Source organism: Mesoterricola sediminis (assembly GCF_030295425.1).
In the GTDB taxonomy this organism is placed as follows: Bacteria; Acidobacteriota; Holophagae; order Holophagales; family Holophagaceae; genus Mesoterricola; species Mesoterricola sediminis.
The window spans coordinates 3,915,240-3,936,297 of sequence record NZ_AP027081.1; the positions used below are offsets into that span (position 1 = coordinate 3,915,240).

Genomic DNA, 21,058 nt, shown 5'->3' on the forward strand with positions numbered 1-21,058 from the left:
GCGTCCGCCAAGTCTCTTGGATCATCCGCACGCGATGGAAGTGCAGCGGCCGCTCCCCTCGGATGATTCAGGCAACTTGGCGGACGCTGCACTCAGTCCGCGGGGCCCCGGTCCTGGGGTTCGGGCACCCGGCGGAGGCGGGCGATGTCCCGGGTGGGGGCGTCGCCGAAATAGCGGCCGTACTCCCGGGTGAACTGGGAGGGGCTCTGGTAGCCCACGCGCCGCCCCGCGGAGCCCGCGTCCAGGTCGGCCAGGAGCATCAGGCGCCGCGCCTCCTGGAGGCGCAGCGCCTTCTGGTACTGGAGGGGGCTCATGGAGGTGACCGCCTTGAAGTGCTGGTGGAAGGACGAGGGACTCATGTGGGCGAGGGCGGCCAGACGCGCCACGTCCAGGGGCTGGTCGAAGTGGGCGCGCACCCAGCTCAGGGCCTGGGAGACGCGGTGGGTTCGGCTGTTCTCCAGGCCTGCGCTCGCGACCCGGCGGCCCAGGGGGCTCCCCAGGAGGCGGATGAGGATCTCGTCCATCACCAGCGGGGCGATGAGGTCCGAGTCGCCGGGCCGGGCCGCCAGTTCCACCAGACGGAGGATGGCGTTGAGGAGGGCCGGATCGGCCGCGTCCACGCAGATGGCCCGGCCCTCCGGGGCCGCGGGCAGGCCCTGGGGGTGGACCTGGGCCGTCAGGGCGCAGATCCGCTGCGGGTCCAGGTCGAGGCGGAGGCCCAGGTAGGGGGCCTCCGTGACCTGGGCCATGATCGGCACGTCCACGGCATAGACCAGCATGCGGTTGGCGTCGTAATCGTAGGCCTCCGCCCCGAGCGTCACCCGCTTCGCCCCCTGGGCCACGAGACACAGGGCCGGACGCTGCACCGCGTGGTGCCAGGCCTTCTGGGCCCGGGAGACCCGGGAGGCGAAGACCCCCGGCACCCGGAGCTCGAAGGCGCCGTCGCAGGGGGCGGACGCCTGGATCAGCTCCCGCAGGCGCGCCAGGTCGGGGAGGGGCCGGACGTCCATCAGCGGCCCACGAGCCGCTGCAGGTGCTCCGGGTACCGGGCCCCCTGGATCTCCACCTCGGCCAGGGCCCGATCGATGGCGGCCAGGTCCGCCGGCGTGAGCGCCAGTTCCGCCCCGCCCAGGTTCTCCTCCAGGCGTTCCAGCCGACGGGTGCCGGGGATGGGGACGATCCAGGGCTTCTGGGCCAGGATCCAGGCCAGGGCGACCTGGGCCGGGGTGCCGCCCTTGGCGGCGGCGATGGCCTTCAGGCGGTCCACCAGGGCCAGGTTGGCCTGCCGGGCCTCGGGCGTGAAGCGCGGCACCGTGGCGCGGATGTCCCCGGGGTCGAAGGTCGTGGCCGCGTCGATCTTCCCGGTGAGGAAGCCCCGCCCCAGCGGGCTGAAGGGGACGAAGCCGATGCCCAGCTCCTCCAGGAGCGGCAGGATCTCCCGTTCCGGCTCGCGCCACCAGAGGGAATACTCGCTCTGCAGGGCGGCCACGGGGTGCACCGCGTGGGCGCGGCGGATGGTGCCGGCGCCGGCCTCGGACAAGCCGAAGTGCCGGACCTTGCCCTCGCGGACCAGGTCGGCCACGGTGCCGGCCACATCCTCGATGGGCACCTCCGGATCCACCCGGTGCTGGTAGAAGAGGTCGAGGGCCTCCACCCGGAGCCGGCGGAGGGAGGCCTCCGCCACCTCCCGGATGTGAGCCGGACGGCTGTCCAGACCGCCGAGGTTCTCCCCGGTGGCGGGGTCGATGCGGAACCCGAACTTGGTGGCGATGACCACCTGGTCCCGGAAGGGCTGGAGCGCCTCGCCGACCACGTCCTCGTTCACGAAGGGGCCGTAGACCTCGGCCGTGTCGAAGAAGGTGACCCCCCGCGCCACGGCCGCGCGGATGAGGGCGACCCCCTCCGCCCGGTCCACGGCGGGGCCGAGGCCGAAGCTGATCCCCATGCACCCCAGTCCCAGGGCCGAGACCTCCAGGCCGGATGTCCCGAGTTTGCGCGTTTCCATGATGTTCCTCCTCCGCTCCCCAGGCCGGCCCCGTCGAGGTTGTCAACCAGGGCCGCCGGGTCTGATGCCAGTCTAGGTCCGGCCCCGGACCGATCTTTGCACGATCCTCCGGAATGCTTGAACAATCCTGCGGGCCCGTACGCAGGAAGGCCCCCCGGGGGGGGCCTTCCGGGGGGTGGGCCGGCCTACTTGAGGAAGGCGGCTTCCAGGTCGCTCCAGGCCAGTTCCTGGCCGTCGCCCTCCGCCTTGAGCTCGCGCAGGCGCTTGATCTCTTCGGCATACCAGTCGACCACGGGCCGGCCGATCTTCAGGGCGGGCAGCTCGGCGGCGAGGTCGGCAGGCTGCAGGCGGCAGATCCAGCCGTCCTTGTAGGGGCTGGCGGCGACGAGGGCGGGCTCGGCCTTCAGGGCGCCGTTGTCCTCGACCACCTTCCCGGCGACGGGGGCGGCGAAGCGGATCTCCTCCTCGCCGCGGCGGAAGGAGAACAGGACGTCGCCCTTGGCCACGGCCTTGCCGGGCGCGGGCAGGACCACCTGGCTGACGGCGCCCATCGCCTTGTGGGCGAAGTCGTCGACGCCGATCCGGACCTGGCCGTCGGGCTCGATGCGGACCCAGGCGTGGCCGGTGGAGATGAAGGAGCCGCCGGGGACGCAGAACTCGCCGGCGGGCGCGTTCTCGGCCTGGCTGGGGCTGACGATGCGGACGGTGGGGGCCTTCTGGGCCTCGATGCGGGCCTGGCGCTTAACGAGGATGCGGTTCACGAACTCGGAGAGCTCCTCGGCCGTGAAGGGCTTCTGCACGTATTCGGTGGCGCCGTGCTTCATGGTCTCGACCGCGGTCTCGATGGTCGCGTAGCCGGTGATGACGACCACGTCGACGTCGGGGCGCAGGTGCTTGACGGCCTTCACCACTTCGACGCCGTCCATGATGGGCATCTTGAGGTCGGTGAACACGAAGTCGTAGTCGTGGCGCTGAACGAGGTTCAGGGCCTCGGGGCCGTTCTCGACGGTGTCGACGTTGTAGCCTTCCAGCACGAGGATGCGGCGGAAGGAGTCGAGGACGATCGCCTCGTCGTCCACGGCGAGGATGCGGGCCTTGGGCTCGGGCACCTCGACGCGCTTGAGGCTCTTGACCTCGCCCGCGACGTCGAGGCGGACCGCGACCTTGAGGATCTCCTCACGGGCCGCGCGCTGGCGTTTCTCCTTGAGCCTGGCCGTCGTCTCGCGGACGAGGTAGTCGATGCCCACGAACGCGAGCAGCATGATGATGACGAGCAGCACGGTCATGGCAGTGCCTCCTTGTTGGTGTCTGGGTTTCCGGTTTCGGGGTTCCTGGTTGGGATGCGGACGGAGAAGCACGTGCCCTTGCCGAGTTCCGTCTGGACGTCGATGGAGCCGGCGTGGCCTTCCACGATGCCCCAGGTGACCGCCAGGCCGAGCCCGGTGCCCCTGTTGCCCTTCGTGGAGAAGAACGGTTCGAAGAGGTGGGGGACGTCCTCGGCCCGGATGCCCGAGCCGTTGTCCTCGACCTGGAAGGCCACGAAGCCGTCGCCTACGTCGCGGGTGGAGAGGCGGATCTGGCCGGTCTCGGGCTCGACCACGTCGGCCGCGTTGAGGAGGAGGTTCACCACCACCTGCTGGAGCTGGTTGGCGTCCGCGAAGACCTCGGGCAGGTCCTGGGCGAGGTCCAGGGACAGGTTCACCTGGCTCATGCTCAGCTGGTTCATGACCACCGCGAGGCTGTGCCGCATGACCTCGTTGAGGTCCGTGAGCCGCCGGGAGGGGGGCGTGGGCCGGGCGAAGTCCAGCAGTTCCTTGATGATGCCCCGGCACCGCTTCGTCTCCCGGATGATCACCTCCAGGTCCTCGGCCGACGGATCCCCGGCGGGGAAGCGCTTGGCCATGAGGGAGGCGTAGGTGAGCACGCCGGTCAGCGGGTTGTTGATCTCATGGGCGATGCCTGCGGCGAGTCTGCCGACGGAGGCGAGCTTGTCGGCCTGGGTGAGCTGCAGGCGCGTCTCGGACAGGGTCCGCGTCATGGTGTTGAAGGCCTCGGCCAGGTGACCCAGCTCGTGCCGGCCTTCCACGTGGATGGCGCTGCCGAGGTCCCCGTCGGCCACCCGGCGGGTGCCCTTGATGAGGGCTTCCACGGGCCGCACCACCAAACGGCGGTTCAGCCACCAGATGACGATGCCCGTGAAGAAGATGGCCGCGCCCGCCAGGAGGGCCATGTTGCGGCGGCTCCGGGCGATGTCCTGGTCGGCCTGGGCGAGGGAGATGTTCACGTCCAGCACGCCGAGGACGCTCTGCTGCCGGGAGTGGGCGTGGCAGGCGGCCGTATAGCACCCGGGCTCGTTGGGGATGGGATTGATGATCCCCAGCACCCGCACCCCGTCGTCGGGATCCCGGAAGATCCGGGCCCGCGCGTTGATGTCCAGCTTCTCGAGGGGCTTGCCTTCCTGGTGGCAGGCGTAGCAAGCCTCCCCCCGCTTGTCGAGGGTGGTCCCGATCTCCGAACTGTCGGAGCTGAACATGATCCGGCCCTCCTTGTTGAAGAGCCGGACCTTGCGGACGCCTTCGCTCTGGAGGCCGCCCAGCGTGCGGATCTGGCGGTGCAGGTCCTCGCGGCGGTTCTCGAGCATGTCGTAGTGGGTGGAGATCTTGATCGTCTCGCCGAGCTGGTTCGCGTTGCGCATCAGCTGGGCGACGAGTTCGTCGTTGTGGCTGCGCACCGTGAGGACGGACATCACGCCGATCACCAGCGCCGAGACGAGGCTGGCGCCGATGATCAGGCGGGTTCCGATGCGCGTGCCCATGCTAGCGGCCCTCTTCGGCCGGGACCAGGTCGGGCGACGGGGAGGCGGGGCGCCTGGACCGCTTGGCGCCCTTGGCGTCGGGGAAGATGGGCAGGTAGCGGCAGGCCAGGGCGAAGATCGCCATGCCGATGCCGACGAGGGCGATGGAGACGGTGATCTCCATGGCCGACGGGATGTAGTGGATGCCCGCGGAGCGCTCCATGCCCGTGACGCTCACGTTCAGACGGTTGACCACGAAGCCCATCACCGCCAGGAAGGCGCCGGTCACGAGGCCGGTGGGGTTGTTGCGCACCTTGTCGATCGCCAGCAGGATGACGGGGGCCAGCACGCCGATGGCGAACTCCAGGATGAACATCTTGCCCTCGTAGGTGAGGCCGATGATATCCCGGAAGGCGCCGTTGTGCGCGATGGTCTGGATGCGCATGAGTCCGTATATCGACAGGACCGCCACCATGACGCGGCCGAGGGGCGCGAGCAGGTCCATCTCCAGGTGCCTCCCGAAGGCGCGGCCGCTGAGGTAGGACTCGATCACCACCATGCCCAGGCCGGCGCCCACCGCGGAGGTGAAGAAGAGGAGCGGCAGCATCGGGGTGTACCAGATCGGGTGGAGCTTGGAGGGGACGATCAGGTAGACCGAACCCAGGGAGGACTGGTGGAGGGTGGAGAGGCAGACGCCCACGATCACGAGCGGGGTGATGAACTTGTGGATCATGTGGGCGACCTTGTGGAACCCGAACCGCTCCAGGACCACGGGGGAGAACTCGATGGAGAGGACCGTGGTGTAGAGCATCACGCACCAGGCCACCTCGAACATCACCGAGTGGTGGTTCCAGTAGATGATGGCGTGCCAGATGTTCCAGGGCTGGCCGAGGTCCAGGAGGAGGGCGACGATCACGAAGACGTAGCCGAGGAAGCCCGTGAGGATGGTGGGCCTGACGATCGGCTCGTAGGCCTTCAGGTTGAAGAGGTGGACGCAGGCCGTGACCGTGAAGGCGCCGGCGGCGAGGCCGACGCCGCAGAGCAGGTCGAAGCCGATCCAGAGGCCCCAGGGGAAGCGGTCGCTGAGGTTCGTCACCGCGCCGAGGCCCTTGGTGAACCGGAGGACCGCGATGACCAGGAAGGCCAGCGTGAACAGGGCGCAGAGCACCGTCCAGAAGCCGGCGCGGAAGCGGTCGTTGCGCACAGGGGTATCCATCACTCGCCTCCTTCGGCCTTGGCGACGTCGTCACGACGCTTGGTGATCCAGTGGATCGCATAGAGGGACGCGGCCCAGATGGCCACGAAATCGGGGATCTTGGAGAGCACCTGCCAGGTGCGCATGGGCGGGGCCTCCTCGGGCAGCCCGGTCTTGAGGCCGAGGCTCGCGAAGGGCACGCCGGAGAGCATCAGGACGCCGGTCCCGCCGACCTCCTTGATGCCGTAGATGGCGTCCTGGTAGCCGGAGGGGTTGGCCCGCATCCGCTCCCGGGCGTCCATGATGAGTTCCTTGCGCTCGCCGAAGACCGTCGCCTGCGTCGGGCAGGCCTCGGCGCAGGCCGTGGCCTTCCCTTCCTTGACGCGGTCGTAGCACATGATGCACTTGCCGACGACGGGCACCGCGCGGTCCCACTGGTACTTGGGCACCTCGAAGGGGCAAGCGAGCATGCAGTAGCGGCAGCCCATGCACTTCTTGGCGTCGTAGACGACGGGGCCTTCCTTGGTCTTGTGGAGGGCCCCAACCGGGCAGACGGAGGCGCAGGAGGGTTCCAGGCAGTGCATGCACATCTGGCGGACGAAAGCCCCCTCATGCTCCTTCACGACCGTCCAGGTGTAGGCCGTCGTATGGTCCTGCACCTCCCCCGGGAGCTTGTTCTGCTCCTTGCAGGCTTGAGAACACGCGTGGCAACCCACACAGCGCGTTGAATCATAGAGAAGTCCGACCGTCATACGGCCTCCCAACTCGTTGTTCAGTCCATGGCCGGGATCTTCACCCTGGCCTCCTATTTCCTGGATGAGTTGATCCTACACCTATTCCGATCTTTTTTTCTCGATTGTGATCCGAATCACCGGTTTCCGACTGCAAAGGTCGAGAATCGTTCGCAAAATCCTAAGGAGATTAAGGAGGTAGAATGTCCTTATTCCATATCGGCACGGGAGGTGCCCCATGAGGACCTTTTCCTTCAAGATCGACCCTTTAACGGGGGAGGAGTACTACGAGGTCTATGCCAGGGGCCGGCAGCTCCTCAACGACCCCCACCTGAACAAGGCCTCGGCCTTCACCCCGGAGGAGCGGGCCACCCTCGGGCTCGATGGCCTGCTCCGCTCAGCCGTGACGGACCTCGACGCGCAGGTCGACCGCGCCTATGAGGCCTTCCAGCACAAGCCGGACGATCTGGAGAAGTACATCTTTTTAGTCGCCCTTCAGGACCGGAGCGAAGTGATCTTCTACAAGCTCGTCACGGACCACCTGAAGGAGATGGTGCCCATCGTCTACACGCCCACCGTCGGGACGGCCTGCCTGCAGATGAGCAACATCCAGCGCCGGTTCCGGGGCATCTACATCACCCCGGAAAACATCGGACATATCGATCAGGTTCTCCAGAACATCACCCTGCCCCAGGTGAGCCTCATCGTGGTGACGGACGGCGAGCGCATCCTGGGCCTGGGCGACCTGGGCTCCGACGGCATGGGCATCCCCGTCGGCAAGGTGAGCCTCTACGTGGCCGCGGGCGGCCTGCACCCCCACGTGTGCCTCCCGGTCTGCCTCGACGTGGGCACCAACAACCAGCGGCTCCTGGACGATCCCTTCTACCTCGGCTACCGCCAGCCCCGCCTGCGCGGAGAGGCCTACGAGCGCATGGTCGAGACCTTCGTCATGGCCGTCAAGCGCCACTTCCCCGACGCCCTCCTGCAGTGGGAGGACTTCGGCAAGGGCACCGCCTTCAAGAACCTCGAGCGCTACCGCGACCGGATCCTCTCCTTCAACGACGACATCCAGGGCACCGGCTCCACCGCCATCGCGGCCCTGATGACGGCCATGCGGATCAAGCAGCACCGCTTCTCGGACGAGCGGTACATGATCGTCGGCATGGGCCAGGCCGGGACGGGCATCGCCATGAACATCCTCGCCGCGCTGGAGGCCGAGGGCCTCTCCCGCGAGGACGCCGCCTCCCGCATCTTCGCCATCGACATGCAGGGCCTGCTGGTGGACGACGACCCCGCCCTGGACGCCCCCCAGCGGCCCTTCGCGCAGCGCCGCGCGGCGGTCTCCGGCTGGACCCTCGAGGCCCCCGGCCGGATCGGCATGATGGACGTCGTCCGCAACGCGCGGCCCACCGTCCTCGTCGGCGTGACGGCCCAGACCGGCCTCTTCAGCGAGCAGGTCCTCCGCGAGGTGGGCCAGGCCACGGACAGGCCCATCGTCTTCGCCCTCTCCAACCCCACGTCCAAGTGCGAGGCCACCCCCGAGCAGGTGTGGAAGGCCACCGACGGCAAGGGGCTCGTGGCGACCGGAAGCCCCTTCCCGCCCATGGAGTGGAATGGCCGGATCCTGCGCTCCAGCCAGTGCAACAACATGTACATCTTCCCGGGCGTGGGCCTCGGCGCCCTCGTCGCCAAGGCCTCCAAGGTCACCGACGGCATGCTCCTCGCCGCGAGCCGCGCCATCAGCGGGATGGTCACCCCGGAGCAGGAGGCCCAGGGCCTGATGCTCCCGCCCATGGAGGACATCCGCCGGGCCTCCACCGAAGTGGCCTTCGCCGTGGCCCGCCAGGCCCGCGAGGAGGGCCTGGGCCGCCTCGCCGACGACGCGGAGCTCCGCCTCCTCATCGAGAAGGCCCAGTGGACGCCGCACTTCGTGCCCTACCGGGCCGGCTGAACCCCGTCGGGACGGCGGGAAGCGGGACTCCGGTTCCGCTTCCCGCCGCGCCCCGCGCGGGCGCCGCTCAGTCGTTCCAGGCGTGGCCCACGAACTCGGGCCGGCAGGGGCTGAGGGTGTGCCGCAGGACGCTGCCCGTGTGGGCGACGTCGAAGAGGGGCCGCATGACCTGCTCGAACCGGGTGAGCGTGGTGCCCTTGGCGACGTCCTCGTCGAAGAGCAGCGCGGGGCCCGCCCGGAAGCCCTCCAGGTGCGCCAGGTCCGAGGGGGCCAGGATGGGGTCCTGGTCGTTGCGCTTGAACATGGAGAAGCGCACGAAGTAGAGGGGCGCGTCCACGAGGTTGGCGAAGACCAGGCCGGACATGATGCTCCCGTGGGCCGCGCCCACGACGAGGGCCGGCTGGAACGAGGCCAGGACATGGTCGGCCAGGGCCCGGATCCAGCGGGGATTCGAGGCCCGCCAGGTGTAGCGGTCCTTGGTGCTCATGTAGACGAAGCCCTCGAGGATCTCGGGCAGGTCGCGCTCGAAGTCCTCCAGCTCCGCGACGGCGCTGTCCCGCAGGGCGTAGACGGCCCGCGCGGCGCGGATGGAGCCCTGGAAGATGGCGTTGGCGTGGCGGAGGACGGCGGGGGGATAGTGGGCCTGGAAGCGGCTGCGCTCCGAGACCTCGAAGTAGTAGGTGGGATGGAGGGGCAGGCCCTGCTCCACGCAGATCTTGTAGTTGAGCGCCACGTTCACCAGGGCGGGCGCCAGCAGGTAGAGGCGGAGGCTGTCGTCCCAGTAGGGCGTCGGCATGGAGGCCGGCGAGGCCAGGGCCGCGTCCCGCCCCTCGATGACGCGGGGCAGGAGCACGCGGAGCTCGGCGAGCACCTCCTCGTAGGACGCCTCGAACGCCATGGCCTCGGGGGGATCCTCCCAGTCGGCGTAGACGAGGCGGTCCAGCATCAGAGGATGCCCTTCTGCTTGAGGGTCCGCAGCACGCCCGGCAGGCGTCCCAGGGCCGCCTGGGCCTCCAGCCAGTCCCGGTGGGGCCGGGCCAGGTGGCCGCTCATCATGGCGCCGTCGGGCACGTCCTTGCCCACCATGCAGTTGCCCGTGCAGATCGCCCCGTTGCCGATGTGGATGTGCCCGGCGGTGCCCACCTTGCCGGCCAGGGTCACGTGGTGGCCGAGGGTGGTGCTGCCCGAGATGCCCGTCATGGAGGCCATGACGCAGTGCTCGCCGACCTGGACGTTGTGGGCGATCTGGCAGAGGTTGTCGATCTTTGTGCCCGCGCCCACGCGGGTGGGGCCCAGGGCCCCGCGGTCCACCGTCGAGGCCGCGCCGATCTCCACGTCGTCCCCCACCTCGACCCAGCCCACCTGGGGGATCTTGCGGTGGACGCCCTGGACGGGCACGTAGCCGAAGCCGTCGGAGCCCAGGACGGCGTTGGCGTGGACGCGGACCCGGTCGCCGACGCGGGTGCCCCGGTAGAGGACGGCGCCGGGGAAGAACTCGCAGTCCTCGCCCACCACGCAGTCCTCGGCGATGTGCACGCCGGGATGGATGCGGGTGCGGGCCCCGATCACGGTCCGGGCGCCGACGGTGGCGCCGTAGCCCAGGCGCACCCCCTCACCCAGCCGCGCGGCGGGGTGGACGGGACCGTCGTGGAACTCGGGCTCCGGTTCGGGATACAGCCAGCCCACGGCCTGGGCGAAGGCCCAGTAGGGGTTCTTCACGACGAGGACCGGCCGGTCGCCCAGGTCCGCCCCGGCGTCGGCCAGGATGAGGCCCGCGGCGCTCTCGTGGGCCTTGGCGCGGTACTTGGGATTGGAGAGGAAGCTGAGGTCGCCCTCCCCGGCCTCGTCCAGGGGCAGGACCCGGGTCAGGACGCGGTCCGGCGGGCACCCCTGGAGGGTCCCTTCCAGACGTTGGGCGAGTTCAAGGGCGGTCAGGCTGGGTCCGGGCATGGGAATCCTCGTCAGGCAGCCCTATTGTCCTGGAAATCGCCCGGATCCCCAAGCCTCAGGGCCGGTCCGGAAGCAGGCGCCAGGCCTCGCCGCACTGCCCCATGAAGTGGAGCGGGTAGCTGCGGAAGAAGAAGGCGATGGGCAGGAAGACCACGGAGCTGACGTAGGGGAGGGCCGCGACGCAGCAGGTGAGGCAGGAGCCCAGGAGCACGACGATCCCCGCGGCCAGGGCCAGGACCAGCCGCAGGAAGTAGAAGAGCACGAAGCTGCCGCCGTTGCCCCGGATCACCTCCCGCCAGAGGAGGCCGTAGCCCTCGGCGGCTCCGCAGCCGCGGATGTACATGACCGGCACGACGAAGTCCCGGAGGACGAGCCCGATGAGGAAGAGCACGAGGCCCGCCGGCAGGAGGATGGCGAAGGCCCCCAGGAGGGCCCGGAAGAGCTCCAGCCCGACGGGACCGTCGAAGGCGCCGGGCCCGGCCAGCTTCCACCCGGCCCACCCCGCCAGGGCGAGCACGGCCAGGTTCGCGACCCCCAGCCCGAGCCGGAAGAGGAAGAGGCTGTTCCCGGCCCGGCGATGGCGCCGCCAGGGCTCCGCGATGGCGGCCTTGCCGGTGACCACGGACTCCAGGAACACGAACTGGCCCCGGCTGGAGATCCAGGCGAGGAGGATGCCGATGACGAAGAGCGCGACCGCCGCGGCCGCGACCAGGACCAGGTGGGCCAGGACCCATTCCCGCGCCGTGGAGAACATCTCGGCCGGGGCCATGGTGGCCGCGTGCCCGCCCTTGAACGGGTTCCGGCCCCGGAAATTGCCGCCCCCACCGCTCCCCAGGGCGGCCAGGAAGGAGGCGAAGCCCATCACGCACCAGGTGCCCAGGTCGAAGGGCTGGAAAAGGACCTTCTTGGTCCAGTCGATGGACCGCTGGATGGGATCCGTGACCGAGATCATGGGCGTGCCTCCGGGATGCAGGACTTGTCCCGTCCATTGTCGCAGGTTTGGGCTAGAATCGTCGGTCCGGGGAGGCACCCATGACCGCCGGAACCAGGGAGGCGCTCCAGATCAAGGTCGTCCTCGCGGAGACGGATCCCCCCGTGTGGCGCCGGCTCCAGGTCCCCGCGAACCTGAGCCTGGCCGGCCTCCACCGGGTCCTGCAGGCCGCCTTCGGGTGGGAGGACGACCACGCCCACCTCTTCCGCATCCGCGACCGGGAGTACGGCCCCCGGAACGCGGAACCCGCCCTGGGCCTGCGCGCCGAGTCCACGACCCTGGCGGCCCTCCGGGTGGGGCCCGGGGACGTGTTCGCCTACGAGTACGGCGTCGAGGACGCGTGGACCCACCTGGCCACGGTGGAGGGGCGCCTGGCCCCCGCGCCGCCCCTGGCGGCGCCCGTGTGCACCGGAGGCCGCATGGCCTGCCCGCCGGAAGGCTCCGGCGGGCCCCTCGCCTTCCGGGAGCGGATGGCCGCCGCCCAGGACCCCAGCCACCCCGAGCACGGCCAGGCGAAGACCAGCTTCCCCGCCGGCTGGGACCCCTACCGCTTCGACCTGGACCTCGCCAACGCCGCCCTCCAGCGGCCGGCCCGCTGAGGCCGCGGGCGCCGGGGTGGTCCCCGGTGCCGATCCGGGCGAGAATGGACCTCCTGTCCCGAGGTCCCATGCGAGTTTCCGACGCCCTTCGCGCCTTCCTCCTCTCCGCCGCCCTTCCCGCCCTGGCGGCGGGCACCACGCAGCTCATCCAGTCGGTGCCGTCGGAGACCGCCCTGGCCCACCCCGGCCTGGCCTTCGCGCGCGACGCCTGGGTGGAGGTGATCCGCGGCGCCCGGACGCGCCTGGACTTCGCCGAGTTCTACATCGCCCAGGTGCCCGGGGGCGCCCTGGAGCCCGTGCTCCGGGAGCTCGAGGCCGCCGGGGCCCGGGGCGTGAAGACCCGCTTCATCCTCAGCAGCCGCATGCTGGACCAGGATCCCGCCTCCGTGGAGCGCCTGAAGCGCGTCAAGGGCCTGGAGCTGCGGATCTTCGACCTGAAGGGCGTCTCCGGCGGGATCCTCCACGCCAAGTACTTCCTCGCCGACGGCCGCGAGGCCGTCCTGGGCAGCCAGAACTTCGACTGGCGGGCCCTTGAGCACATCCACGAGCTGGGCCTCCGCTCCACCGAACCCGCCCTGGTGGACCGCCTCCAGGAGGTCTTCGAGGCCGACTGGGCCTTCGCCCTGGACAAGTCCCTGCCCAAGCCCAAGGGCCGGCCCGGCCCCGCCGGGGACCTGGAGCTGGTGGCCAGCCCCCCCTTCCTCTCCCCCGGCACCGTCCGCCCCGCCCTGGACGCCCTCGTGGAGCTGCTGGACGGGGCCCGGACCTCCATCCAGGTCCAGCTCCTGCAGTACTCCCCCGTGAGCCGGAAGGGGATCTACTGGAACGCCATCGACCGGGCCCTGCGCGCCGCCGCCGTCCGCGGCGTCAAGGTGCAGCTCCTCATCTCCGACTGGGTCTACAAGAGCCGCGGCCTCGCCCACCTCAAGTCCCTGGCCGTGCTCCCCAACGTCGAGGTGCGCATCGCCTCCATCCCCGAGGCCTCCACGGGGCACATCCCCTACGCCCGGACCATCCACAGCAAGTACCTCGTCGTGGACGGCGCGGTCCTCTGGGTGGGGACGAGCAACTGGGAGGAGGACTACTTCGAGGCCAGCCGCAACGTGGAGGCGATCCTGCGCCGCCCCGAGGCCGCCCGCCTGGGCGGCGAGATCTTCACCCGGGTCTGGACCAGCCCTTACGCCAAACCCCTGAATCCGGTCGGCACCTACACCCCGCGCAAGGTCGACTGACCCGGCGGCCTCAGGCGACGCCGGGCTTGCCGGCGAGCTTGCGGAAGAGCCCCAGCTGCCCCAGGTGGTAGGCCTCATGCCAGGCCAGGAAGCGAAGGCCGTCCCCCACGGTGGAGGTTCCGTCCGGCAGGGTGCGGCCCAGGGGGGCCGCCAACCGTTCCGGGGTGAGGGCCTCCCAGCCCCGGGCGATGACCTCGCCGGCGGCCTGGAAAGCGGCCATCACCGTCGCCATGTCCAGGTCCCCGGGGATGTCCACGGCGGTCCGGCCCCGGGTGAACGCCTCCATCCAGGAGGCGTCCTCGCGGGGCTGGCCCTGCAGGGCGATCACGCTCTGGCGGTAGGTGGCCAGGTGACCCAGGATCCAGCGGGGATCATGGCCGGCGGCGTCCCGGACCCCCCAGTCCTCCGGGGTGAAGTCCCCCACGGCCCGATCCAGCATCGGGGTCCCCAGGGCGAATCCCTTGGCCACGGCTTCCAGCGTCGGCAGCATCCAGCACCTCCGCCGCCAGGGTAGCGCGAACGGCCGGCGGAGGTCGGACCCTTGGCCAGAACGGCGCCTGCTGTATGATGGGCCCTCCAGACCGGACGCGCCGGGGGTGCCGATGCTTTACGTGGTTTCAGCCAGGGGCTACAACCGCATCCGCCGGGAGGCCGAGCGCGCCCAGGCCATGGCCTCGGGGCTCCAGCCCCTGGACGCGCCTCCAGCGGACGGGATGCCCGGCGTTGCCCGTCCCCTCGCGAGCGCCCTGGACCAGGTGCGCGCCCGGTTCCGCCAGCTGGTGGCCTCGGCCCGGGACCTGTCCATCCGCATCGCCGTGGACACCGCCCGCCTGCACCGGCACGCGGGCCAGGTGGCGGACGACGCCGTGGGGCAGCGGGAGGAGGCGGCCCGGCTGGCCCGGGCCACGGACCAGGTGGCCGGACTCTCCGCCTCGGTCGCCGCCAGCGCCTCCCAGATGGCGGACACCGCGGGCCGCAACCTGGCCGCCGCCGAGGCCTCCCGCGCCGACCTGGAGGACCTGCGGCGCCGGGTGGCGGAGGTGACCGGGCGCATGGTCCAGTTCTCCGCGACCGTGGAGGACCTCTCCCGGCGGGCCCAGGTGGTGGACGGCCTGGGCAAGCTCATCCGGGGGATCGCCCAGCAGACCAACCTCCTGGCCCTGAACGCGGCCATCGAGGCCGCCCACGCCGGGCACGTGGGCCGCGGCTTCGCGGTGGTGGCCGACGAGGTCCGGAAGCTCGCCGTCCACACGGGGGAGGCCACCGAGGACATCGAGACCCAGGTCAGCGGCATGCTCGGCCTCGTCGAAACCACCCAGGCGGAGAACCAGGCGATCCGGGCCGCCATGGAGACCTCCAACGATGCGGTGGGTCGGACCAGCGACCACTTCGGCCGCCTCATCGACGATTTCCAGGAACTCCAGCAATCCGTGGCCTCCGTCTCGGACGCCGTCGAGCGCCTGGACGGGATCAGCCGGGACCTGAGCGGCGGCATCTCCGCCCTCCTGGGCCGGGCCGAGGCCACCGCCGGCGCCGCGGCCGGCATGGCGGAGGGCATCCAGGGCCTGCGGGCCAGCACGGAGGCCGTCCAGGACACCCTCTCCGCCTTCCGCACCGGCGGCACCCCCTTCGATGGCCTCCTGCAGGGCGCCCTGGACCTGGCCGCCGCCGTGTCGGCCGTCCTCGCCGCGGCGGCGGCCCGGGGCCTCGACATCTGGGACCGGGACTACCGCCGGATCCCCGGCTCCGAACCCCCCCGCTTCACGACCCGCTACGACGCGGAGGTGGAGGCGGACCTGCGCGCCCGCTACGACGCCCTGGTCGGCCGCCTTCAGGGCTGCGTCTACGCCCTGGCCGTGGACGGGCGGGGCTACGCGCCCGCCCACACCACCGCCTTCTCCCAGCCGCCCACCGGCAACCCGGCCCGGGACCTGGTCCACTGCCGGCACAAGCGCCTCTTCGACGACCCGGTGGGGCGGAGGGCCGCCGCCGGAGAGCGGCCGGCCCTCATCCAGACCTATGCCCGCGACACGGGCGAAGTGATCTGCGACCTCTCGGTGCCCGTGCGCGTCGGCGACCGCCCCTGGGGCGCCGTCCGGGTCGGCTTCGATTCCGCCTTCCTCGTCTGAGTCAGTCGGCGTCAGCCCCCAGCATGGCCTGGATGTGGGGCACGTAGGCGTCGGGAATCCGGCCCTTGGCCTGCCAGTCCGCGATCAGCCGATGGGACAGGGGCTCGCCGACCCGGGCGGAGAGTTCCTGGAAGAAGCCGATGCGGTTGCCGTAGGCCGTCCGCCAGGGCTGGGCCACCAGGGGCAGGAGGGTGATGGCCGGGTCCGGCGGCGTCGCCCGGCCCGGCGACGGGTGGGCCTGCGGGGGCGCCGGGGCGGGGGCCGGCTCCCCCAGGAGGGCGGCCGCGAGGATATCGTTCACCACTTTGCCCGGCGAGCGCCCGGTCCTGGCGGCAAGCACCCACACGGCCTCGATGACCTCGGCGGACAGGCTCATGGTTTTGGGATGCCACCCGGGACTGGGAGGACGGGGCATGGATCGCTCCGCGGAAGCTGCGGTAATCACGTTCACCCTTTTATACGTAAAAAATCAAGTCTTCATTCAGGAACCGCCCTCGAACCCCGCTGATCTGCACATGGGCCCTTTAATTACGTATAAATCACGGGGCTGGCTTGGGCTCCCCGTTGTCATGCATCAACGTAATTACTTATTTACGCCTTCGCTTCCCAACGGGGCGGCCCCGGGCGCCATCGGTCGGGCGGATCAGACGTGGGACGTCTCAAGTCATTGAAAGAAAGTCTTTCCCTGGAGCCTGGGAGGGACGTAGTTTGGCGTTCGAGGATAAAAAGCTACCGAGCGGTCGTTTTTTTTCTGGGCCCTCCGGCGGACCGGGGGCCCCGCCGAAGGTTTGTGTCCTCCCAGGAGTTCCCATGGCCCGCGTCATCCAGCCCAGCGACATTCCCGGCCTCGTGCCCGATGGGGCCACCCTGGGCGCGGCCGTCATCACCCTGTCGGGCTGGCCGGAGGCCGTCGCCATCGCCCTGGAGGCGGGTTTCCTGGCCACCGGGCACCCCCGGGCGCTGACCCTGGCCCATGCCTCCGGGGCCGGGGACTGGAAGACCAAGGGAACCCAGCACTTCGCCCACCCCGGCATGATCGCGCGCTGGATCGGGGGCCACACCGGCCTTTCCCCGGCCATGGCCCGCATGATCCTGGACGGGGAGGTGCAGGGCCACTGCCTGCCCCAGGGCGTCATCTGCCAGCTGTGGCGGGAGATCGCCGCCAAGCGCCCCGGGGTCATCACCAAGACCGGCCTCGGCACCTTCGTGGACCCGCGCCTGGAGGGGGGCCGCATGAGCCCGGCCACCCAGGGGGACCGGGTGCGGGTCCTCGAACTCGACGGGGAGGAGTGGCTCTTCTATCCCAGCTTCCCCGTGGACGTGGCCATGATCCGGGCCACCACGGCCGACACGGACGGCAACCTCACCATGGAGGACGAGGGGGTGCTCCTGGAGAGCCTGCCCCTGGCCCAGGCGGCCCGCAACAGCGGCGGCATCGTCATCGCCCAGGTGGAGCACCTGGCCGAGGCCGGCACCCTCCACCCCAAGGACGTGCGCATCCCCGGCATCCTGGTGGACTACATCCTGGTCGCCCCGCCCGAGCACCACTGGCAGGCCGCGGGCACCTACAAGAACCCCAGCTTCTCCGGGAACATCCGGATCCCCCTGGGCTCCATCCCCCCCTGGCCCCTGGACGAGCGGATGGTGATCGCGCGCCGCGCCGCCATGGAGCTCGAGCCGGGCGCCGTGGTCAACCTGGGCATCGGGGTGCCCGACGCGGTGGCCATGGTCGCCGCCGGGGAAGGCGCGGCGGACCTGCTGACCCTGACCACGGAGCTCGGGGTCATCGGCGGAGTGCCCGCCGGCGGCGAGAACTTCGGCATGTCCTTCAACCCCAGCGCCTTCGTCGAGCACCACGCCCAGTTCGACTGGTACGACGGCGGCGGCCTGGACATCGCCTTCCTGGGCGCGGCCGAGATGGACCGCCTCGGGAACGTCAACGTCAGCAAGTTCAAGGGCCGCTGCGTCGGCTGCGGCGGCTTCATCAACATCACCCAGAACGCGAAGAAAGTGGTCTTCTGCGGCACCTTCACCGCCGGAGGCCTCCGCGTGGAGGTGGGCGGGGGTCGGCTCCGCATCCTCCAGGAAGGCTCCGGCCGCAAGTTCGTCGAGCACGTCGAGCAGGTGACCTTCAGCGGCGCCTACGCGGCGAAGGTGGGCCAGCCGGCCCTCTACGTCACCGAGCGCGCCGTCTTCGAGCTCCGGGACGGGCGCCTCACCCTCACCGAGATCGCGCCCGGCGTGGACCTGGAGCGGGACGTCCTCGCCCTGATGGACTTCCGCCCCGCCATCGCGCCCGGGCTCCGCACCATGCCCGAAGCCATCTTCCGGGAGACCTGGGGAGGTCTCCGCGAACACATCACGGCCCGCCGGAACGCCGCGGCGCCGGAACCCGTCAACGCCCGAACCCAGGAGGAACGTCCATGACCCTGCTCACCCCCGACCACCTGCGCGTGAAGGAGGAGGCGAGAGCCTTCGCCGCCGCGCACATCATCCCCCGCGCCGCCGAGCACGACCGCTCCGGCGAGTTCCACCCGTGGCTGCTCGAGGCCGCCTCGGCCAGCCGCATCTTCTCGATGGCCGTCCCCCGCGAGCTGGGCGGCCTGGACTACGACGCCCTCACCCAGGCCCTGGTCCTGGAGGAGTGGGGCTACGCCTGCGCCGGCATGGGGACCACCCTCGCCGCCAGCGTCCTGGCCCAGGACTCCGTCCTCGTGGCGGGCACGGAGGAGCAGAAGCGGCGGTTCTTCGAGCCCATCCTCGCCGGGGGCATCGGGGCCTTCGGCCTGACCGAGCCCAATGCCGGCAGCGACGCCGGCAGCGGCAAGTCCACGGCCATCAAGGACGGGGACGACTACATCCTCAACGGCAGCAAGTGCTGGATCACGAACGGCGGCTTCGCCTCCGTCTTCGTCATCTACGCCCTCACCGACCCCGCCAAGGGCATGAAGGGCCTGAGCGCCTTCATCGTGGAGAAGGGCCGCCCCGGGTTCACCATCGGCACCGTCGACCACAAGCTCGGCATCCGCAGCTCGAACACCGTCGAGCTGCTCTTCAAGGACGTGCGCATCCCCGCCGCCAACCTGCTCGGCAAGGAGGGGGAGGGCATGAAGATCGCCATGAAGACCCTCGACATGGCCCGCCCGGCCATCGCGGCCCTCAGCGTGGGCCTCGCCCAGCGCGCCCTGGACGCCTGCGTCGAGCACCTCCACCACCGCTACCCGGACCCCCGGCGCCAGCCCGGCCAGAACCTCCAGTTCAAGCTGGCCGACATGAGGATCGAGATCGAGGCGGCGCGCCAGCTGCTCCACCACACCATGCTCCTGCGCGACGCGGGCGCCCCCTACTCCGTGGAATCGGCCATGGCCAAGACCAACTGCGCCGACGTGGCGATGCGCGTCACGAGCCAGGCCGTGCAGCTCATGGGCTCGTACGGCTACACCAGCGAACTCTCCAAGTACATGCGCGACGCCAAGATCATGCAGATCTACGAAGGCACCAACCAGATCCAGCGGCTCGTCATCTCCCGCGCGGTGCTCGCTCCCGCGCCTGCCGCCGCCCAGAAAGGGGGCCACTGATGGACTTCCTCCTCACTGAAGAACAGCAGCTCATCGGCCAGGCCGCGCGCGAATTCGCCCGCGAAGCCCTCGACCCCCTCGCCGCCGCCCTCGACCACGACGGCGCCTACCCCGCCGCCGCGGTGGAGGCCCTCGCGGGCCAGGACTTCCTCGGCCTCTTCCTGCCGGGCGCCTACGGGGGCGCCGAGGCGGGCTTCGTGAGCCTCGTGGAGGTGCTCGAGGCCCTCGCCGGCTCCAGCGCCGCGGTCGCGGCCATCCTGGCCGGCCACGCCCTGGCCGCCTACGCCGTGGACCGGTGGGGCACCGAGCCCCAGAAGCGGACCTGGCTCCCCCGCCTCGCCAAGGGCGAGGTCCTGGGCGCCGCCGCCCTGGGCGAGCACGGCCCGAACCCGCTGATGGCCGTGCAGCACCCCGAGGGCTGGGTCCTCAACGGCACGAAAGGCTATGTCCGCAACGCGGGCCCCGCGGGCCTGATCGTCGTGGCCGCGGCCACGGGCGAGAAGACCACCTCCCTCTTCCTCGTCGAGGCGGGCGCGGCCGGCCTCGAGGTGGGGACCCCCGCCGAGCCCATGGGCCTCCGGGGCTGCCCCGTGGCCGACCTGGCCTTCTCGGATGTCGTCCTGGCCGAGACCGCCCTCCTGGGCGCCCCGGACGGGGGCGCGGCCCTCCTCGCCGACCTGGCGGCCCTCGCGGCCCTGGTCCATGGGGCCCAGACGGTGGGCATCGGTTCGGCCGCCGTGGCCCACGCCGCCGCCTACGCCAAGACCCGCGTCCAGTTCGGCCGGCCCATCGCCGCCCTGGAAGCCATCCAGACCCTCCTGGCCGAAGCGGCCACCGATTGCCACCTGGGTCGTCTGGCCCTCCGCAGCGCCGCCCGGCTCCTTGACGAGGGCCAGCCCTTCCAGGTCGAAGCGGCCATGGCCCAGCAGTTCCTCGGCCGCATGGGCTCCCGCATCCTCCAGGACACCGTCCAGGTGGAGGGGGGCTTCGGCTACTCGGAATTCATGCCCCTGCCCCGCCTGTTCCGCGACATCGCCGGCACCACCCTCCGGGATGCGCCCGCCGACCTGCCCGAGGCCGTCATCGCGGCCTCCCTGCTGGCCTGAGGAGCCCCCATGCCCCAGATCCTCGTCTGTTTCAAATGGGTCCTGGATGAGCAGGACATCAAGATCCGCCCGGAGGACCTGAGCCTGGACACCAGCCGGGCCAAGGGGAAGATCAGCGACTTCGACCGCAATGCCCTGGAGGCCGCGGCCCAGCTCGTGGAGGCCCAGGGCGGCCGGGTGGATGCCCTCACCTTCGGGGGGCCCGCCGTGAAGAACGCCCTCAAGGACGTCCTCTCCCGGGGCGCCGACCAGGTGCTCTGGATCGCGGATCCCCTGGCGGAGCGGGCCGACGCCCGCGTCACCGCCCAGGTCCTGGCGGCGGCCATCCGCAAGCACGGTCCCTACGACCTGATCCTCTGCGGCGAAGGCAGCTCCGACGCTTTCAACCAGCAGTTGCCCGTCCGCCTTGCGGCGCTCCTGGGCCTCCCCTGCGTGAGCTTCGCCCAGGCCCTGACCGTGGCGGGGGACCGCCTCCGGGCCACCCGCAAGCTGGGCGACTGCGTCGAGGAGGTGGAGACCGCCCTCCCCGCCGTCGCCAGCGTGCTCAGCGAAATGAACAAGCCCCGCATCCCCACCCTCAAGCAGGTCCTGGGGGCGGCCAAGAAGCCCAACCAGGAGGTGAAGCTGGCGGAGCTGGGGCTGACCCCCGGCCAGCTCGAGCCCCGGGCCGTGCGGGTGGGGGCCAAGGGGTTCGTGATGAACCGCAAGAACATCCTTTTCAAGGAACCCGACGCCGCGGCCAACGTCGCGCGGCTCGCAGCCAGCCTGGCTGCGGAAGGCATGTGCTGAGGAGCGAC

The 21,058-nt window shown here is 70.7% G+C and carries 19 protein-coding genes; 8 read left to right on the forward strand and 11 right to left on the reverse strand.

Annotated elements, in window-relative coordinates; translation table 11 throughout:
* Positions 1–92: 92 nt before the first annotated feature.
* The 6 genes from R2J75_RS16985 to R2J75_RS17010 form a co-directional block, all read right to left on the reverse strand.
* Positions 93–1,010: an AraC family transcriptional regulator gene (locus tag R2J75_RS16985; RefSeq protein WP_243329166.1), complete on the reverse strand. Its 918-nt coding sequence runs from the start codon at positions 1,008–1,010 to the stop codon at positions 93–95.
* Entirely contained in the window at positions 1,010–2,005 is a 996-nt protein-coding gene (locus R2J75_RS16990) for an aldo/keto reductase (protein WP_316410673.1), read from the reverse strand. Before R2J75_RS16990 ends, R2J75_RS16985 begins: the two co-directional genes overlap by 1 nt.
* 185 nt (positions 2,006–2,190) lie before the next feature.
* Positions 2,191–3,291 (reverse strand): response regulator, encoded by a 1,101-nt coding sequence (locus tag R2J75_RS16995; RefSeq protein ID WP_243329164.1) that lies wholly within the window; start codon positions 3,289–3,291, stop codon positions 2,191–2,193.
* Entirely contained in the window at positions 3,288–4,820 is a 1,533-nt protein-coding gene (locus tag R2J75_RS17000; RefSeq protein ID WP_316410674.1) for a sensor histidine kinase, read from the reverse strand. The genes R2J75_RS16995 and R2J75_RS17000 overlap by 4 nt, the downstream gene beginning before the upstream one ends.
* Position 4,821: 1 nt before the next feature.
* Positions 4,822–6,015: an NrfD/PsrC family molybdoenzyme membrane anchor subunit gene (gene nrfD, locus R2J75_RS17005; RefSeq protein ID WP_243329162.1), complete on the reverse strand. Its 1,194-nt coding sequence runs from the start codon at positions 6,013–6,015 to the stop codon at positions 4,822–4,824.
* A complete protein-coding gene (locus R2J75_RS17010; RefSeq protein ID WP_243329161.1) occupies positions 6,015–6,746 on the reverse strand; it encodes a 4Fe-4S dicluster domain-containing protein in 732 nt (243 codons plus the stop codon). Before R2J75_RS17010 ends, nrfD begins: the two co-directional genes overlap by 1 nt.
* Before the next feature lie 217 nt (positions 6,747–6,963).
* Here R2J75_RS17010 and R2J75_RS17015 point away from each other — a divergent pair, with 217 nt between their 5' ends.
* Entirely contained in the window at positions 6,964–8,676 is a 1,713-nt protein-coding gene (locus tag R2J75_RS17015) for an NAD-dependent malic enzyme (protein WP_243329160.1), read from the forward strand.
* 67 nt (positions 8,677–8,743) lie between these two features.
* On the opposite strand, the gene R2J75_RS17020 is transcribed toward R2J75_RS17015, so the two are convergent.
* Genes R2J75_RS17020 through R2J75_RS17030 form a run of 3 tightly spaced genes read right to left on the reverse strand, consistent with a single transcriptional unit; the run spans position 8,744 to position 11,578 of the window.
* Positions 8,744–9,622, reverse strand: a complete 879-nt coding sequence (locus R2J75_RS17020; protein ID WP_316410675.1) for a hypothetical protein — start codon at positions 9,620–9,622, stop codon at positions 8,744–8,746.
* On the reverse strand, positions 9,622–10,626 hold the full coding sequence (lpxD, locus tag R2J75_RS17025; protein ID WP_243329158.1) for a UDP-3-O-(3-hydroxymyristoyl)glucosamine N-acyltransferase: 1,005 nt from the start codon (positions 10,624–10,626) through the stop codon (positions 9,622–9,624). The genes R2J75_RS17020 and lpxD overlap by 1 nt, the downstream gene beginning before the upstream one ends.
* A 55-nt stretch (positions 10,627–10,681) precedes the next feature.
* Positions 10,682–11,578 carry a DUF7544 domain-containing protein gene (locus tag R2J75_RS17030; RefSeq protein ID WP_243329157.1) on the reverse strand — a complete coding sequence of 299 codons (897 nt, stop codon included), beginning with the start codon at positions 11,576–11,578 and terminating at the stop codon, positions 10,682–10,684.
* A gap of 80 nt (positions 11,579–11,658) precedes the next feature.
* On the opposite strand from R2J75_RS17030, the gene R2J75_RS17035 reads away from it, so the two are divergent.
* On the forward strand, positions 11,659–12,216 hold the full coding sequence (locus R2J75_RS17035; protein ID WP_243329156.1) for a plasmid pRiA4b ORF-3 family protein: 558 nt from the start codon (positions 11,659–11,661) through the stop codon (positions 12,214–12,216).
* A gap of 68 nt (positions 12,217–12,284) precedes the next feature.
* Positions 12,285–13,448, forward strand: coding sequence for a phospholipase D-like domain-containing protein (locus R2J75_RS17040; RefSeq protein WP_243329155.1), 1,164 nt, complete (start codon positions 12,285–12,287; stop codon positions 13,446–13,448).
* 10 nt (positions 13,449–13,458) lie between these two features.
* Here the strand turns inward: R2J75_RS17040 and R2J75_RS17045 are convergent, their stop codons facing one another.
* Positions 13,459–13,938, reverse strand: coding sequence for a DinB family protein (locus R2J75_RS17045; protein WP_316410676.1), 480 nt, complete (start codon positions 13,936–13,938; stop codon positions 13,459–13,461).
* Positions 13,939–14,059: 121 nt separating this feature from the next.
* On the opposite strand from R2J75_RS17045, the gene R2J75_RS17050 reads away from it, so the two are divergent.
* Positions 14,060–15,577: a methyl-accepting chemotaxis protein gene (locus tag R2J75_RS17050; RefSeq protein WP_243329153.1), complete on the forward strand. Its 1,518-nt coding sequence runs from the start codon at positions 14,060–14,062 to the stop codon at positions 15,575–15,577.
* 1 nt (position 15,578) lies between these two features.
* Here the strand turns inward: R2J75_RS17050 and R2J75_RS17055 are convergent, their stop codons facing one another.
* A complete protein-coding gene (locus R2J75_RS17055; RefSeq protein ID WP_316410678.1) occupies positions 15,579–15,953 on the reverse strand; it encodes a hypothetical protein in 375 nt (124 codons plus the stop codon).
* Positions 15,954–16,387: 434 nt separating this feature from the next.
* On the opposite strand from R2J75_RS17055, the gene R2J75_RS17060 reads away from it, so the two are divergent.
* From R2J75_RS17060 to R2J75_RS17075, 4 genes are read left to right on the forward strand one after another with little or no spacing between them, the layout of a single operon-like run.
* Positions 16,388–18,004, forward strand: coding sequence for an acyl CoA:acetate/3-ketoacid CoA transferase (locus R2J75_RS17060; protein ID WP_243329152.1), 1,617 nt, complete (start codon positions 16,388–16,390; stop codon positions 18,002–18,004).
* On the forward strand, positions 18,001–19,155 hold the full coding sequence (locus R2J75_RS17065; RefSeq protein ID WP_243345779.1) for an acyl-CoA dehydrogenase family protein: 1,155 nt from the start codon (positions 18,001–18,003) through the stop codon (positions 19,153–19,155). The genes R2J75_RS17060 and R2J75_RS17065 overlap by 4 nt, the downstream gene beginning before the upstream one ends.
* The gene (locus R2J75_RS17070) at positions 19,155–20,261 is read left to right on the forward strand and encodes an acyl-CoA dehydrogenase family protein (protein ID WP_279341756.1); all 1,107 of its coding nucleotides are present in this window, start codon (positions 19,155–19,157) and stop codon (positions 20,259–20,261) included. The genes R2J75_RS17065 and R2J75_RS17070 overlap by 1 nt, the downstream gene beginning before the upstream one ends.
* 9 nt (positions 20,262–20,270) lie before the next feature.
* Positions 20,271–21,050, forward strand: a complete 780-nt coding sequence (locus tag R2J75_RS17075; RefSeq protein WP_243329150.1) for an electron transfer flavoprotein subunit beta/FixA family protein — start codon at positions 20,271–20,273, stop codon at positions 21,048–21,050.
* Positions 21,051–21,058: the final 8 nt, after the last annotated feature.

What these genes read in the sequence shown, in the direction of transcription:
- R2J75_RS16985 (WP_243329166.1), bottom strand. Translation starts at nt 1,010, where the DNA reads ATGGACGTCCGGCCCCTCCCCGACCTGGCGCGCCTGCGGGAGCTGATC.
- R2J75_RS16990 (WP_316410673.1), bottom strand. Translation starts at nt 2,005, where the DNA reads ATGGAAACGCGCAAACTCGGGACATCCGGCCTGGAGGTCTCGGCCCTG.
- R2J75_RS16995 (WP_243329164.1), bottom strand. Translation starts at nt 3,291, where the DNA reads ATGACCGTGCTGCTCGTCATCATCATGCTGCTCGCGTTCGTGGGCATC.
- R2J75_RS17000 (WP_316410674.1), bottom strand. Translation starts at nt 4,820, where the DNA reads ATGGGCACGCGCATCGGAACCCGCCTGATCATCGGCGCCAGCCTCGTC.
- nrfD (WP_243329162.1), bottom strand. Translation starts at nt 6,015, where the DNA reads ATGGATACCCCTGTGCGCAACGACCGCTTCCGCGCCGGCTTCTGGACG.
- R2J75_RS17010 (WP_243329161.1), bottom strand. Translation starts at nt 6,746, where the DNA reads ATGACGGTCGGACTTCTCTATGATTCAACGCGCTGTGTGGGTTGCCAC.
- R2J75_RS17015 (WP_243329160.1), top strand. Translation starts at nt 6,964, where the DNA reads ATGAGGACCTTTTCCTTCAAGATCGACCCTTTAACGGGGGAGGAGTAC.
- R2J75_RS17020 (WP_316410675.1), bottom strand. Translation starts at nt 9,622, where the DNA reads ATGCTGGACCGCCTCGTCTACGCCGACTGGGAGGATCCCCCCGAGGCC.
- lpxD (WP_243329158.1), bottom strand. Translation starts at nt 10,626, where the DNA reads ATGCCCGGACCCAGCCTGACCGCCCTTGAACTCGCCCAACGTCTGGAA.
- R2J75_RS17030 (WP_243329157.1), bottom strand. Translation starts at nt 11,578, where the DNA reads ATGATCTCGGTCACGGATCCCATCCAGCGGTCCATCGACTGGACCAAG.
- R2J75_RS17035 (WP_243329156.1), top strand. Translation starts at nt 11,659, where the DNA reads ATGACCGCCGGAACCAGGGAGGCGCTCCAGATCAAGGTCGTCCTCGCG.
- R2J75_RS17040 (WP_243329155.1), top strand. Translation starts at nt 12,285, where the DNA reads ATGCGAGTTTCCGACGCCCTTCGCGCCTTCCTCCTCTCCGCCGCCCTT.
- R2J75_RS17045 (WP_316410676.1), bottom strand. Translation starts at nt 13,938, where the DNA reads ATGCTGCCGACGCTGGAAGCCGTGGCCAAGGGATTCGCCCTGGGGACC.
- R2J75_RS17055 (WP_316410678.1), bottom strand. Translation starts at nt 15,953, where the DNA reads ATGAGCCTGTCCGCCGAGGTCATCGAGGCCGTGTGGGTGCTTGCCGCC.
- R2J75_RS17060 (WP_243329152.1), top strand. Translation starts at nt 16,388, where the DNA reads ATGGCCCGCGTCATCCAGCCCAGCGACATTCCCGGCCTCGTGCCCGAT.
- R2J75_RS17065 (WP_243345779.1), top strand. Translation starts at nt 18,001, where the DNA reads ATGACCCTGCTCACCCCCGACCACCTGCGCGTGAAGGAGGAGGCGAGA.
- R2J75_RS17070 (WP_279341756.1), top strand. Translation starts at nt 19,155, where the DNA reads ATGGACTTCCTCCTCACTGAAGAACAGCAGCTCATCGGCCAGGCCGCG.
- R2J75_RS17075 (WP_243329150.1), top strand. Translation starts at nt 20,271, where the DNA reads ATGCCCCAGATCCTCGTCTGTTTCAAATGGGTCCTGGATGAGCAGGAC.